At 54.3% G+C, this 14,138-nt stretch carries 13 protein-coding genes; 8 read left to right on the top strand and 5 right to left on the bottom strand.

The features are described 5' to 3' along the window. Nucleotides 1-235: 235 nt before the first annotated feature. The 5 genes from OIM59_RS04895 (at nt 236) to OIM59_RS04915 (ending at nt 5,614) form a co-directional block, all read left to right on the top strand. Nucleotides 236-1,747, top strand: coding sequence for a 4Fe-4S binding protein (locus OIM59_RS04895; RefSeq protein ID WP_303898164.1), 1,512 nt, complete (start codon nt 236-238; stop codon nt 1,745-1,747). A 33-nt stretch (nt 1,748-1,780) separates the two neighbouring features. Continuing rightward, nucleotides 1,781-3,154: an aldo/keto reductase gene (locus OIM59_RS04900; protein ID WP_072542245.1), complete on the top strand. Its 1,374-nt coding sequence runs from the start codon at nt 1,781-1,783 to the stop codon at nt 3,152-3,154. Then, on the top strand, nt 3,154-3,594 hold the full coding sequence (locus tag OIM59_RS04905) for a DUF1893 domain-containing protein (RefSeq protein WP_303895464.1): 441 nt from the start codon (nt 3,154-3,156) through the stop codon (nt 3,592-3,594). Before OIM59_RS04900 ends, OIM59_RS04905 begins: the two co-directional genes overlap by 1 nt. Nucleotides 3,595-3,609: 15 nt before the next feature. Continuing rightward, nucleotides 3,610-4,119 carry an ECF transporter S component gene (locus tag OIM59_RS04910; protein ID WP_299169544.1) on the top strand — a complete coding sequence of 170 codons (510 nt, stop codon included), beginning with the start codon at nt 3,610-3,612 and terminating at the stop codon, nt 4,117-4,119. 409 nt (nt 4,120-4,528) lie between these two features. After that, a complete protein-coding gene (locus OIM59_RS04915; RefSeq protein ID WP_303895465.1) occupies nt 4,529-5,614 on the top strand; it encodes an HpaII family restriction endonuclease in 1,086 nt (361 codons plus the stop codon). A 90-nt stretch (nt 5,615-5,704) separates the two neighbouring features. Here the strand turns inward: OIM59_RS04915 and OIM59_RS04920 are convergent, their stop codons facing one another. From OIM59_RS04920 to OIM59_RS04935, 4 genes are all read right to left on the bottom strand, one after another. Beyond that, on the bottom strand, nt 5,705-6,682 hold the full coding sequence (locus tag OIM59_RS04920) for a dihydroorotate dehydrogenase-like protein (protein ID WP_299169539.1): 978 nt from the start codon (nt 6,680-6,682) through the stop codon (nt 5,705-5,707). A gap of 13 nt (nt 6,683-6,695) precedes the next feature. Further along, nucleotides 6,696-7,364, bottom strand: a complete 669-nt coding sequence (locus OIM59_RS04925) for a YggS family pyridoxal phosphate-dependent enzyme (RefSeq protein WP_303898165.1) — start codon at nt 7,362-7,364, stop codon at nt 6,696-6,698. A gap of 19 nt (nt 7,365-7,383) precedes the next feature. After that, nucleotides 7,384-7,866 carry a DUF4494 domain-containing protein gene (locus OIM59_RS04930; protein ID WP_139255735.1) on the bottom strand — a complete coding sequence of 161 codons (483 nt, stop codon included), beginning with the start codon at nt 7,864-7,866 and terminating at the stop codon, nt 7,384-7,386. An 80-nt stretch (nt 7,867-7,946) separates the two neighbouring features. After that, nucleotides 7,947-9,185, bottom strand: a complete 1,239-nt coding sequence (locus tag OIM59_RS04935) for a fucose isomerase (RefSeq protein WP_299169536.1) — start codon at nt 9,183-9,185, stop codon at nt 7,947-7,949. A 200-nt stretch (nt 9,186-9,385) separates the two neighbouring features. Between OIM59_RS04935 and OIM59_RS04940 the strand changes: the two genes are divergently transcribed. The 3 genes from OIM59_RS04940 (at nt 9,386) to proS (ending at nt 13,415) form a co-directional block, all read left to right on the top strand. Next, nucleotides 9,386-10,588, top strand: coding sequence for a pyridoxal phosphate-dependent aminotransferase (locus OIM59_RS04940; protein WP_148328017.1), 1,203 nt, complete (start codon nt 9,386-9,388; stop codon nt 10,586-10,588). Next, nucleotides 10,585-11,835 (top strand): ABC transporter permease, encoded by a 1,251-nt coding sequence (locus tag OIM59_RS04945; RefSeq protein ID WP_299169531.1) that lies wholly within the window; start codon nt 10,585-10,587, stop codon nt 11,833-11,835. The genes OIM59_RS04940 and OIM59_RS04945 overlap by 4 nt, the downstream gene beginning before the upstream one ends. A gap of 89 nt (nt 11,836-11,924) precedes the next feature. Beyond that, complete coding sequence (gene proS / locus OIM59_RS04950) at nt 11,925-13,415, top strand: proline--tRNA ligase (protein WP_022353111.1); 1,491 nt, start codon at nt 11,925-11,927, stop codon at nt 13,413-13,415. A gap of 71 nt (nt 13,416-13,486) precedes the next feature. On the opposite strand, the gene aat is transcribed toward proS, so the two are convergent. Next, complete coding sequence (aat, locus tag OIM59_RS04955; RefSeq protein WP_288352488.1) at nt 13,487-14,128, bottom strand: leucyl/phenylalanyl-tRNA--protein transferase; 642 nt, start codon at nt 14,126-14,128, stop codon at nt 13,487-13,489. Nucleotides 14,129-14,138: the final 10 nt, after the last annotated feature.

The raw sequence follows: 14,138 nt of genomic DNA on the forward strand, positions 1-14,138 counted from the left end.
GTCAGACAAAGTTAGAATTTGTAATTCAGATAACCAATCTTTCTGACGTCTTTTCCGGTTTTGGTCCCGAAAGTTATCTGATTCGCGCAAAATAAACTTATATTTATGCTTTCTCATCAAAAAAGCGAATCAGAATGATACGTTCAAACGGATTTCCTTTTATTTTTGTGAAGAATTATCACGGAATTGTGATGAAAGATGAGAGTAACTAACTAAAAATGCTTTTACTGTGAATATGTGGAGAAAAGTCAGGCGCACGCTGGGAGTGTTGTGCCTGGTATTCGTGACGCTGTTGTTCGTCGACTTCACGGGCGTGTTGCATGCATGGCTGGGATGGATGGCGAAGATTCAGTTCCTTCCGGCGCTTTTTGCCTTGAATGCCGGAGTAATCGTGTGTTTGATTTTGCTCACGCTGGTAGCCGGACGTGTGTATTGTTCGGTGATTTGTCCGCTGGGCGTGTTTCAGGATGTGGTGGCCCGTCTGGCCAGAGGCCGCAAGAAAATGCCTTATACCTATTCCAAACCGAAGAGTTGGCTGCGCTACGGGGTGCTGGTCATCTATGTGCTGGCTGTGCTGCTGGGCGTGCATGCCCTGGTGGCTTTGCTCGACCCGTATGCGGTGTATGGCCGTGCAGCCCACAGTTTCCTGCAACCCTTGTGGATGTGGGGCAACAACCTGCTGGCTTCGCTGGCCGAACGCATGGACAGCTATGCGTTCTATTCGGTGGAGGTCTGGCTTAAGAGTCTGCCCGTGTTGATTGTGGCGGCGGTGATGCTGGTGCTGGTCATCGTGCTGGCGGCACGCAACGGCCGTACCTATTGTAATACCATCTGTCCGGTGGGTACCTTGCTGGGATTCTTCTCCCGCTTTGCCTTGTTCCGCATCACCATCGACAAGGAGAAATGCAACGGCTGTACCCTTTGTGCCCGCAACTGTAAGGCGGCTTGCATCGACGTGAAGAACCATGCGGTGGACGGAAGCCGTTGCGTGGCTTGCATGGACTGTCTGGACAAATGTCATAAAGGTGCCATCGGCTACCGTTTCGCGTATGGAAAGAAGACGGAAAAGGCTGAGGCTCCGGTGGCCGGAAAACCGGATTCCACTGCCGGACGCCGGGAGTTCCTGGCCGGCTCTTTGTTGCTGGCAGGGTCGGTGCTGAAGGCACAGGTGGCCAAGAAGGCGGAAGCCATCAAGATGGACGGCGGACTGGCCGATATCATCGACAAGAAAGAGCCGGTGCGCCATACGCCGATTGTACCGCCGGGAGCACAGGGACTCCGTCACCTGCAATCGCACTGTACAGCTTGCCAGCTGTGCGTGTCGGCTTGTCCGAACGAGGTGCTGCGGCCCTCCAGCTCCCTGGATTCCTTCATGCAACCCTACATGTCGTACGAACGCGGTTACTGCCGTCCGGAGTGTACGCGCTGTTCCGAGGTGTGTCCCGCAGGGGCCATCCTGAAAATCGACAAGGCCGAGAAGTCTTCCATCCAGATTGGGCATGCCGTGTGGGTGAAAGACTTGTGCATCCCGCTCACCGACAAGCAGGAGTGCGGCAACTGTGCCCGCCATTGTCCGGTGAACGCCATTTCGATGGTGCCTTCCGACCCGTCCAACCCCGACTCGCTGAAGATTCCGGCTGTGAACGAAGCCCGTTGCATCGGTTGCGGAGCCTGTGAGAACCTGTGTCCGGCCCGTCCGTTGAGCGCCATCTACGTGGAAGGCCACGAACGTCACCGTACGCTTTAACTGAATTGTCTTACCTTTATATATGCAAAGAGAATGGACGAGAAAAAACAGATGAATCGAAGAGATTTCCTGAAGATAGTAGGCATCAGTACGGTGGGAGCCACGGCGGCCCTCTCCGGCTGTGCACCCGATAAGAAAGAAACCAGCCAGGGGGTAGGCGAGGTGCCCGTGGGCAAGATGACCTACCGCCAGTTTCCTCCCAACGAGGACAAGGTGTCGCTGCTGGGCTACGGCTGTATGCGCTGGCCCACCCTTCCGGCTCCGGGAGGCGACGGCAACGTCATCGACCAGGAGGAGGTGAACCGGCTGGTGGACTATGCCATCGAGCATGGCGTGAACTATTTCGATACGGCCCCGGTCTATGTGCAGGGCTGGTCGGAGACTTCCACGGGTATCGCCTTGAAACGGCATCCGCGCGAGAAGTTCTTCGTGGCCACCAAGATGTCGAACTTCTCCAATTCCGATTATGATTTCGGGGTGAAGATGTATCACAATTCGATGAAGAAGCTGCAGGTGGACTACATCGACTATTACCTGCTTCACATGCTGGGGGCTCCCGGCAAGCGGGGGTTGCAGGGACGTTTTCTGGACAACGGCCTGCTCGACTTTCTGCTCAAGGAGCGCGAGGCCGGACGTATCCGTCATCTGGGCTGGTCGTTCCATGGCACGAAGGAGGAATTCGACCGGGCACTGGCCATGCACGACCAGGTACACTGGGATTTCATTCAGATTCAGTTGAATTATTCCGACTGGCTGCATGCTTCGGGCAACAACGTCAATGCGGATTATCTGTATGAGCAGGTGAGCAGCCGGGACATTCCGGTAGTGGTGATGGAACCGTTGCTGGGCGGACGCTTGTCGAACATTCCCGAACACGTGTTTACCCGCCTGAAGGAGCGAAACCCCGAGGGCAGTGTGGCTTCGTGGGCTTTCCGTTTTGCCGGTACGCCGGCCAAGGTGCTGACCGTGCTCAGCGGCATGACCTATATGGAACACCTGCAAGACAACATCCGCACCTATTCGCCGCTGGTGCCGCTCACCCAGGAGGAGAACCAGTTCCTGCTCGACACGGCGGAACTGATGCTGCAATATCCCACCGTGCCCTGCAACGACTGTAAATACTGTATGCCTTGTCCTTACGGCATCGACATCCCCGGCGTCCTGGTACACTACAACAAGTGCGTGAACGAGGGCAACATGCCGAAAGACCGCATGGACGAGAACTACGTGAAAGCCCGTCGGGCCTTCCTGGTGGGCTACGACCGCAGCGTGCCGAAACTCCGTCAGGCCAGCCATTGCATCGGTTGCAACCAGTGCAGCCCGCATTGCCCGCAGTCCATCGACATCCCCAAGGAACTGCACCGCATTGATGCGTATGTGGAGAAACTGAAACAAGAGACGCTGTGATGGACGAACTGATACGCTTGCTGAACGAGGGAGGTTATTCCTGCGTGGTGCGTCATGGGGACGAGACCCGCACCTTCTCCCGCCGGGGAGTGGCCGACTTGTATGACTTGTACCGCACCGACCGGGATTTCCTGCAAGGGGCCTGGCTGGCCGACAAAGTCGTGGGAAAAGGGGCTGCCGCCCTGATGGTGCTGGGAGGCGTGGCTCGCGTGTGGACCCGGGTCATCAGTACCCCGGCCCTGAGCCTGCTCCGGAACGGGGGTGTGGAAGTGGACTTTGCGGAAGAAGTGCCCTGCATCATCAACCGCACCCGCACGGGCCGCTGTCCGCTGGAGACCCTCTGCGACGTGTCGGACAATCCCGCGGCACTCTATCCGGTGATTGAGAGCTTTGTGAGCCGCATGCGGGAAGCCGCAGAAAAAGAAAAAAACAAACGTTGAAAAATAGACTTATACATGGAAACAACCGTAAAACTTTACACATTGGGCTACAGCCGCGTGAAGACCTACGTCACCGCCCTGCTGTTTGTGGCCGGAAACATCGTCCTGCCCCAGCTTTTTCACCTGGTGCCGCAGGGAGGAGTGACCTGGCTGCCCATTTATTTCTTCACCCTGGTAGGGGCCTATAAATATGGCTGGAAGGCCGGACTGCTGACGGCGGTGCTCTCGCCGCTGCTCAACTCGTGGTGGTTCGGTATGCCTGCGCCTGCCGTGTTGCCGGCCATCCTGCTGAAATCCGTCCTGCTGGCCGTGGGAGCCGGACTGGTGGCTGCCCGCTTCCGGAAAGTCACCCTGCCGTTGCTGTTGGGCGTGGTGCTGTTCTATCAGGTGGCAGGTACGCTGGGCGAGTGGATGCTCTCCGGCAGCCTGTTCACTGCCTTGCAGGATTTCCGTATCGGCATTCCCGGCATGCTGCTGCAAGTGCTGGGAGGCTACTGGCTCATCCGCCGTGTGCTGAAGAAATAAGAAGACTTTTGAGGGCCTTTGACACCCGTGGGAAAACGCCTTTGCGTTTGGGTTCAAACGTCCTTGCGCTTTACTTGAAATGTCCTTGCGTTTGAACCAAAACGTAAGGACGTTTTTTTTAGGGGTAACGGCGGGTGGAAAAGGCCTTCCGGAAGGGCTGAGAAAAGGAAAGATGAGGGGGTGTTGGCGAACGGGCATAAAAAAAGGAGTTCCGCTGAACTCCAACCTTTTGTTAACCTTAAATCTAATACTATGAAAAACACATTGCAAATGTACGTATTTTCTGGTTCTCTGCAAGCAAAATACCCGAAAAAATCTGTTTAATAACATCTATTAGGATTTGCTTTTGTCGGAAACGTTTTTGTTAACGCTTCTTTTACTACCTTTGCACTTAAAAAATAAAGAGATTATGGCATTTGAAGCGACGAAAAGAGAATGGGGGGAACTGTATGCGTTTTTCCGGCTGCTGGCCGACGGCTACGTGTACGGCGGAACTCCCGACGTGAAGAAGAACGAAACGCTCCGTCTTCCGGTGGCGATGGTGCAGCGCGAGGAACACGACGGTACGCGTCAGTATATTCTGGAGAAGGATTCTATCCATTTGAAGGGGGAGAACATCGACAAGCGGATTCCGCGCGAGGACTTTGCCACGGTGGCCGAGCTCATCTATGCCGCCATCCGTCAGAGCCGGGAAGACGACGTGACCTCGCCCGACGGGGTGGAGGAGTTCCTCGACGAGGTGGCCATCTTCGACCTGGAGGCCCGCACGGACGACCGTACGGATTTCAGTGTGGCGTTCTATTCGGTGGATGCCCCGCTCACGGGTTTCTGCGTACGTTCCCGGCTGGGGATGATGATTCCGCTGCTCGACGGCGGACGCACGGCCAACTTCAAGTTTGAGCAGACGGGTGTGAAGTTTGCCACGCCTACCGTCAACAAAATCAATGCGGAAGGGGAGGAAGACGACGTGGTGTCGCGGATGCTGATGATTGAGCGGCTGGGCGGCGTGCTGAAGTACAGCGACGTGGCCGACAAGATTTTCCGCAGCAACCTGTCGATGATTGACCTGCACATGGGGCGTCTGTTGGCCGAAATGACCCGCCTGATGTGGTTGGACGGCATCACGAAGGTGTCGGACCTGACGGAGGAACTCAAGAAACTGAATCCGCTGAAAATCAAGGATGAACTGATTACGAAGCACCGTTTCTATGAATACAAGGTGAAGGAGCTGCTGCTGGCGCTGGCCATGGGTATGCGTCCGGCCAAGCTGTACAACGGTACCGACTCGGCTATCGCCGGTTTCCTGTTCGTGACGGGCGACGGCGAGATGTTGTGCTACCAGCGGGCGTTCCGCCAGACCTTTGCCGACTTCCTGTTCCAGAACAGCCGCCTGGAGAAAGGCTCCACCGAGAAAGACAAGTACGGCTACCTGGAGCGTGAAAACGGGGTGTATTATTTCAAACTGAACCTGAAAATCGGTCTGCTGAAACGCTGAGGCCGGGCCAATGAAGACAAAAAAAGCGGATGCTTCTACCTGGAAAAGGAAGGAAGCATCCGCTTTTTTATGCGTTTCCGCGAAGCCGTTTTATTCTTCGTGGTTGCTGTAGTATCTCATGAACTGGGTACGTTCGAAGGGGTTCACTTCGCCGGCGGCGGCTGCATTCATCTTGCCCTTGAACTGTGCGATGGTCGTGTAGCCTTTGTCGTCCATCCATTCTGCCAGTTCCTTCTTCATGGTCTCAATCATCTGGTTGCCGTGCTGGTAGATGACGCTGCATATTTCTACGGCAGAAGCTCCGGCCAGCAGGGACTTGATGACACCTTTTCCGCAATGCACACCGCCCGAAACGGCATAGTCCAGCTGCGGCACTTCGGCCGAAGCGATGGCTGCCCAGCGGATGCGGTCGGCCAGTTCGGAAGGAGAACTCATCACACTGGCGGTGGTGAAGGTCAGGTTGTCAATCTGGATGTCCGGCTGGTAGAAACGGTTGAACAAGACCACGGCAGCCGCTCCGTTGGCATAGAGCTGGTTGATGAGGGCTATCGGGTTGGTCAGATTGCTGCCCAATTTCAGGATGACCGGGATGCGGACCGCCTTCTTGATGTGGCGCAGGATGTCAATGTGGCGCTGTTCGAAGCTGCCCGGCTTGTAGTCCTTGCTGGTCTGCAAAGACAGGATGTTCACTTCCAGTGCATCGGCTCCGGCCTGTTCCATCAGGCGTGCAAAGTCGGTCCATTCGCTGTCGCTGTAGCAGTTGATGCTGGCGATGACCGGAATCTTGCAGTGCTTCTTCACGTCCTCAATCAGTGCGATGTGCTCGTTCAGGGCATGAGAGCGCACGTAAGCGCCCAGGTAGTCGTCGGCTTCGGGAGAACCGTAGCCCTGCATGCTGCCTGCCTGCATATTGATTTGTTCTTCGAAAACTGATTTCAGTACCACTGCACCCGCTCCGGCTTCTTCCAGTTTCTGGATTTTGGCCAGGCTGTTCGTCAGGCCCGAACTGCTGATGATAATCGGGTTGTTCAGGGTTAACCCCGCAAAAGTTGTTTTTAGTTGTGCCATATTCTTCTCGTTTTTAATATACTCTTTCTCCGAAAATCTTGCTGCCTACGCGTACCATCGTGCTGCCGGCTTTCACGGCCAGCTGGTAGTCGTGCGACATGCCCATGGAAATCTCCTTGAAGCGGTCGTCGTGCGCGAAATACGTGTCTTTCAGTTCCGTGAAGAAGCGGTGCAGACTTTCAAATTCCTGGGTAATTTCCGCTTGGTCGTCCGTATTGGTGGCCATGCCCATCACGCCGCTGATGGCCACATGGGTCAGTCCCCGCCATGGTTCGGTGTCGAGCATCTCGCGGCATTCCTGGAAAGAAAATCCGTATTTGCTGTCTTCTTCGGCGATATGGATTTCCAGCAGGCAGGGAATCACGCGGTTGCATTTGGCGGCCTGCTTGTCGATTTCGGCCAGCAGCTTGTAGGTGTCTACCGCATGAATCATGGCGATGTAGGGCGCAATGTACTTCACCTTGTTGGTCTGCAGGTGGCCGATGAAATGCCACTCGATGTCGGCGGGCAGGAAAGCCTGCTTCTTGCTCAACTCCTGTTCCTTGCTTTCCCCGAAGATGCGCTGTCCGGCTTCGTAGGCCGCCAGGATGGCTTCGTTGGGGTGGAACTTGGATACAGCTACCAGGCGCACTTGGGGAGGAAGTTGTGTCCGTACCTCATTTAAATTAGACTGAATATCCATGGTTCTGATAAGTGTTTGTTCATCGTTTGTCTGCATCCGGGAATTCCGGTTTCACGTCGGGCTCTGCCGAGTAGGGATATACATCCATCAGAGCGGTTTCGGCCACGGAAGCAATCACGTAGTCGGCCATCGTGCCCTTCATGCCTTCGTCCAGTTTCTTCACCGCGTCGCGCAGGTCGGCAGCCTGTACCAGTACGTTGGTGGCCGTTTTCTTTTCGGCACCGCTCTTCTCGTCGAGGGTGATGAAATAGAGCTTGCACTTGAACCAGCGGTCGGCTGCTTCCTCTTCGCTGGGGAAGAGCTCGCTGTAGTTGGCGCGCTTGATGTCGGATACGGTGAATTCTCCGCTGATGAAGGGAGTGATTTCTTCGATAATACGCGATTCAGCCTCGGTGAAGCTGAGTGCGTCCACCAGATAGGGTTCCGTCACTTTCTTGTTCATGCCGTTTTCGGCTACTTTTTCGTAACGGATTTTGCATTCAAACCAGTTATGCATCATAATTTTTCTTGCTTTTCAATTTGTAATAATTCACACAAAGATACGATTATAAATTGAATGGGAGAACAAATGGTTTTGAAAAATCAGTCAATTCGCAATTTGCAGCGGTTTTGTTGCATGAATTCCTGAATGACGTCGGCATAGTTTCCCTGTATCAGGATGTGATGGTTGCCCAGCGGGTTGTGCAGGAAGTAATCGGCCGGCTTGTCCAGCCGTACCTTCAGCTGGGTGCGGCAGCAGGTCACCAGGTTGGTGTTCTCGATGAGGTGGCCCGACGACAGGTAGTATTCGTCCAGGCACTCGCCGCCGCACTTGAAGAGGGTCACTTCGCCCGCGTGTACGATGCCCTGGATGGCGATGCCGCTTTCTGTCTCGAAATGGTTGCGAATGATGAACTGCTCGGCCATCCGCGTGGGGATGGAGCAGTGGGCCAGGAGTACCTCGTTGCGGGCCAGGTCGACAAAGGACGGGTTGGCCATGAAGGCCGGCTGGCCGATGAGTTCCTTCACCATCAGCAGGGTCATGATGGACTGGAGGTCGCCTTCGCATCCGGCAGGGATGCCTTCGTCGTTCAGCAGGGAGAGGGCCAGGCAGCCCGTGGTCTTCAGGCTCTGGATGAGCGAGAAGCAGGAAAGGGTGAGGGCGTCCAGTTTTTCTTCCTCGCACACGCGGCGGATGGCCCTGTACAGTCGCATGGCCCGCAGCAGTTCTTCGGGAGTGGCCTCCTGAATCCCCTTGGCACGGTTGGCGAACAGGGAGGCTTCCACGCCGATTTCGTCGTCGGTTATCTCATGGAAGGCCTTTTCCACGTGTTCGATGGGGATGTCGGTATAAATCACTCCCCAGCGCTGTCCGGCCAGCAGGTAGTCCACATGGCTGGCCACCAGCCAGGAAGCCGGGGTGCCGATGACACCGATGCGTTTCTTCTTCAGGGCCCGTTTGGCAGCAAAGGCCTGATGGTGCAGGAGCACCTGGTTGGCCATGTCGGGCGCCGGTCCGTGGATGATTCTCACCTTCATGTCTCTCGACTGTATCCAGGCGGAGATCTCGAGGGCGGCGGCCAGCGAGTTGTTCAGGCCGTCGGTGAGCAGGGTGATGGGATAGGGCAGGATGCTGAAAAAGCGCACCACGGCACTTTCCACACCGCCGCTGGCGATGAACACCATCTTGTATTCGTTGCTGGGTATGCGGTCGGCTTCGGTATAGTTGACCAGATGGAGCGTGAAGTGTTTCTCCAGCTCGACGAAGAGGTCTTTGTGTTTGTCGTAAACTTGCTCTGTGCGATAAGTTCCGGCATTAAATATAATTAGGTAAAGATTCATGTGAGATGGAATGTTTGGTTATCGGAAGCAAACATACGGATTTTTTGGGTTGAAGACATGGAAAATGCCTGAAAAGGCGTTAAACTTTCCTTGGAGGGCTTTTTTACGGGTAGCGGATGGCTGTTTTTCTGAACACAAAGTTGGTTTATTTCGTCAATCCCTTTATCTTTGCAATTCAGAATTTTTTAAACTCATAAAATATGCCACAAATATCCATCAGAGGAACTGAAATGCCGGAGTCGCCGATTCGTAAACTGGCGCCCTTGGCTGAAGCTGCGAAAGAGAGAGGAATTCATGTGTACCACTTGAATATCGGTCAGCCTGACCTGCCTACTCCGCGAGCGGCCCTCGATGCGATTCGAAATATTGACCGGAAGGTGCTGGAGTACAGTCCCAGCCAGGGTTACCGCAGCTACCGCGAGCGGCTGGTGGGGTATTACGAGAAGTATGACATCCACTTGGATGCCGACGACATCATCATCACGACCGGGGGGTCGGAGGCGGTGTTGTTCGCATTCATGAGCTGCCTGAACCCGGGCGATGAGATTATTGTGCCGGAACCGGCCTATGCCAACTATATGGCCTTTGCCATCTCTGCCGGCGCAATTATCCGTACGGTGACGACGACCATCGACGAGGGTTTCTCCTTGCCGAAGGTGGAGAAGTTCGAGGAGCTGATTAATGAACGCACGAAGGGTATCCTGATTTGTAACCCGAACAATCCGACCGGCTACTTGTACACCCGCCGGGAGATGAACCAGATTCGGGACCTGGTGAAGAAGTACGACCTCTTCCTGTTCTCCGACGAAGTATATCGTGAATTTATCTATACGGGCTCTCCTTATATCTCTGCCTGCCACCTGGAAGGCATCGAGCAGAACGTGGTGCTGATTGACTCCGTATCGAAACGGTATTCGGAGTGCGGTATCCGCATCGGAGCCTTGATTACAAAGAATCCGGAAGTGCGCAAGGCCGTGATGAAATTCTGTCAGGCCCGCCTGAGTCCGCCGCTCATCGGACAGATTGCGGCAGAGGCTTCGCTCGACGAACCGGAAGAATATGCCCGCGAAACGTACGACGAGTATGTGGAACGACGTAAGTGCCTGATTGACGGACTGAACCGTATTCCGGGCGTGTATTCGCCGATACCGATGGGGGCTTTCTATACGGTGGCCAAACTGCCGGTAGACGACTGTGAGAAGTTCTGTGCCTGGTGCTTGTCCGACTTCAACTACGAGGGGGAAACCGTCATGATGGCTCCGGCCAGTGGTTTCTATACCACGCCGGGCGGCGGCAAGAACGAGGTGCGTGTGGCCTATGTACTGAAGAAAGAAGACCTGGTACGGGCGCTGTTCATCCTGCGTAAAGCACTCGAAGCCTATCCGGGAAGAGTGGATGAATGATGAGCAACTGGAAATTTTTTATCGCACGGCGGATTTACCGTAGCCGGGAAGGCGGGAAGGAGGTCTCGAAGCCGGCTATCCGGATTGCGATGGCCGGCATTGCCATCGGGCTGGCGGTGATGCTGGTATCGGTGGCCGTAGTCATCGGCTTCAAGCATCAGGTACGCGACAAGGTCATCGGCATGGGGTCCGACATTGTGGTCTCCAGCATCGACGGGGCACAGCTCTACCAGATGAACCCGGTGGTGGGCAATGACAGCCTGCTTTCGGTGATACGGCAGATTCCGGAGGTGAGTCATGTGCAGCGTTACTCCACGAAGCCGGGCATGATTATGACGGCCGATAATTTTCAGGGAATGATTGTGAAGGGGGTGGCTCAGGAATACGACTGGACGTACCTGAAGGCGCATTTGCAGGAAGGGGAGATTCCGGTGCTCACGGATTCCGTGGCCAGCAACCGCGTATTGATTTCCCGCTCCATGGCCGACAAGCTTTCCTTGAAGGTGGGCGACAAGCTGTACACCTATTACATTGAAGACAATGTGCGGGCGCGCCGGCTGACGGTGAGCGGGATTTTCCAGACACACTTTTCATCTTTCGACGATTATTTTCTCGTGACGGACATGTACACGGTGAACCGCCTGAACGGTTGGGAACCGGACCAGGTGGGGGGCGTGGAAGTGGCCGTGGCGGACTATGACGACTTGAATACGGTGAACGATGCCATCCGGGCACATATCCAGGAACGGACCGACCGTTACGGGGCGGTGTATTGCTCACGCACGTCGGAAGAACTCTATCCGCAGATTTTTGCCTGGCTGGACTTGCTCGACACGAATGTGTGGGTCATCCTGATTCTGATGACCGGAGTGGCGGGCTTTACCATGATTTCGGGTTTGCTGATTATCATTCTTGAACGTACGCAGATGATTGGAATTCTGAAAGCGCTGGGGGCTGACAATGCTTCTATCCGGAAGATATTCCTGTCGTTCTCTGTCTTCCTCATCGGGAGGGGCATGTGCTGGGGGAATGTCATCGGACTGGCGTTCTGCGTCGTCCAGTATTTCTTTGAGCCCTTTAAGCTGGACCCGGCTACATACTATGTCAGTGCGGTTCCCGTGGAGCTTCATCTGGGCTGGATTGTGCTGCTGAACGTCTGCACCCTGCTGGTGTCTGTGGCCATGCTGGTGGGGCCGTCTTATCTCATCAGTCACATTCATCCTGCAAAATCCATTCGTTTTGAATAAATCCTGTTTCAAAATCAGGAGCAAACGAATCTTTTTTACTAATTTTGCGGTCTCAATCGATATTAAAAATAAAATAACTACATAAAGTTATGGCAAAAGAATTAAAAGAACTTACCAAAAGAAGTGAGAACTATTCACAATGGTATAATGATTTGGTGGTAAAGGCCGACTTGGCTGAACAGTCTCCGGTGCGTGGCTGTATGGTAATCAAGCCTTACGGATATGCCATCTGGGAAAAGATGCAGCGCATCCTGGACGATATGTTCAAGGCTACAGGACATGTGAATGCCTATTTCCCGCTGTTGATTCCGAAATCTTACCTGAGCCGTGAGGCAGAACACGTGGAAGGTTTCGCCAAGGAATGTGCGGTGGTGACACATTATCGTCTGAAAAATGCGGAAGACGGTTCGGGTGTGATTGTAGATCCGGCAGCCAAGCTGGAAGAGGAGCTGATTATCCGTCCGACCTCGGAAACCATCATCTGGAGTACCTATAAGAACTGGATTAACTCTTACCGCGACCTGCCTATCCTGTGCAACCAGTGGGCAAACGTAGTTCGTTGGGAAATGCGTACCCGTCTGTTCCTGCGTACGGCTGAATTCTTGTGGCAGGAAGGTCACACGGCACATGCCACTCGTGAAGAAGCAGAGGCTGAAGCACAGAAGATGTTGCACGTGTACGGTGATTTCGCTGAAAAATACATGGCCGTACCGGTCATCAAGGGTGTGAAATCAGCCAACGAACGTTTTGCCGGTGCCTTGGATACGTATACTATCGAGGGACTGATGCAGGACGGAAAGGCTTTGCAGTGTGGTACGTCTCATTTCCTGGGACAGAACTTTGCCAAGGCCTTCAACGTGCAGTTCGTCGACAAGAACAACAAGCTGGATTATGTATGGGCTACTTCTTGGGGTGTATCTACCCGCTTGATGGGTGCCTTAATCATGACCCACTCTGACGACAACGGTCTGGTACTTCCGCCGCACTTGGCTCCGATTCAGGTAGTGGTAGTGCCTATCTACAAGAACGACGAACAGCTGAAGCAGATTGACGCCAAGGTGGAAGGCATCGTCAACAAGCTCCGCAGCATGGGCATCTCCGTGAAATACGACAATGCCGACAACAAGCGTCCGGGATTCAAGTTTGCCGACTATGAACTGAAGGGTGTACCTGTACGTCTGGTAATGGGTGGCCGCGACCTGGAAAACAACACAATGGAAATCATGCGTCGTGATACCCTGGAAAAGGAAACCCGTTCTTGCGAAGGCATCGAAGAATACGTAAAGAACCTGTTGGAAGAAATCCAGCAGAACATCTACCAGAAGGCGTTGAAGTACCGCAACGAACACATCTACAAGGTGGATACTTACGAAGAATTCAAGGAACAGATTGAGAAGGGTGGATTCATCCTGGCTCACTGGGACGGTACACCGGAAACGGAAGACCGCATCAAGGAAGAAACCAAGGCTACTATCCGCTGTCTGCCTTTCGAAGCCGACGAAGAAAGCCTGACTCCGGGTGTGGATATGCTGACCGGCAAACCTTCTGCACGTCGTGTGCTGTTTGCCCGCGCTTATTAATAAGATGCTATTTACAGTCATTCATAAAAAAGTCCGGTTCTCGCAAGGGAACCGGACTTTTTTTATGGACTTTATTCTGCTCTCAGGTATTGCATGTATTCCTCGTAACTGATGTAACGCCCGCCCATCGACTTGAGGTGGGGCGTTTCAAACTGGCAGTCGATGAGGGTGCCTCCGTGGGCATGCAGCAGTTGGGCCAGCCGGATTAGGGCCAGCTTGGAGGCACTGGGCACGAGCGAGAACATGCTCTCGCCGAAGAAACACGTGCCGAGGGTCACGCCATACAGTCCCCCGACCAGCTTGTCGCCTTCCCACACTTCCACGCTGGCCGCCAGATTCTGCTCGTACAGGCGGATGTAAGCCTCAATCATTTCCTCGCCCAGCCAGGCTCCTTCCTCGTCGATGCGGAGCTTCGAACAGTTCCGTATCACTTCTTCGAATGCCTGGTTGAAGGTTACCCTGTAAGTGTTTTTATGCATCAGCGTGCGCATGGAGTGGGAGATGTGAATCTCGCCCGGGAAGATGACGAAACGCTGCAAGGGGCACCACCACTGGATGACTTTCCGGCGGAACGCATACCAGGGGAAGATGCCGTTGGAATAGGCCAGGATAAGGCGGTCGACCGACAAGTCGCCCCCGATGGCCAGCAAGCCGTCGGGGTCTCCCCAGTGCGGGTCGGGGAAAGCCAGTTTTTTAGTCAGTTGGAAAACCATGGTGTGCAGA

Source organism: Bacteroides mediterraneensis (assembly GCF_025993685.1).
GTDB lineage: Bacteria > Bacteroidota > Bacteroidia > Bacteroidales > Bacteroidaceae > Phocaeicola > Phocaeicola mediterraneensis_A.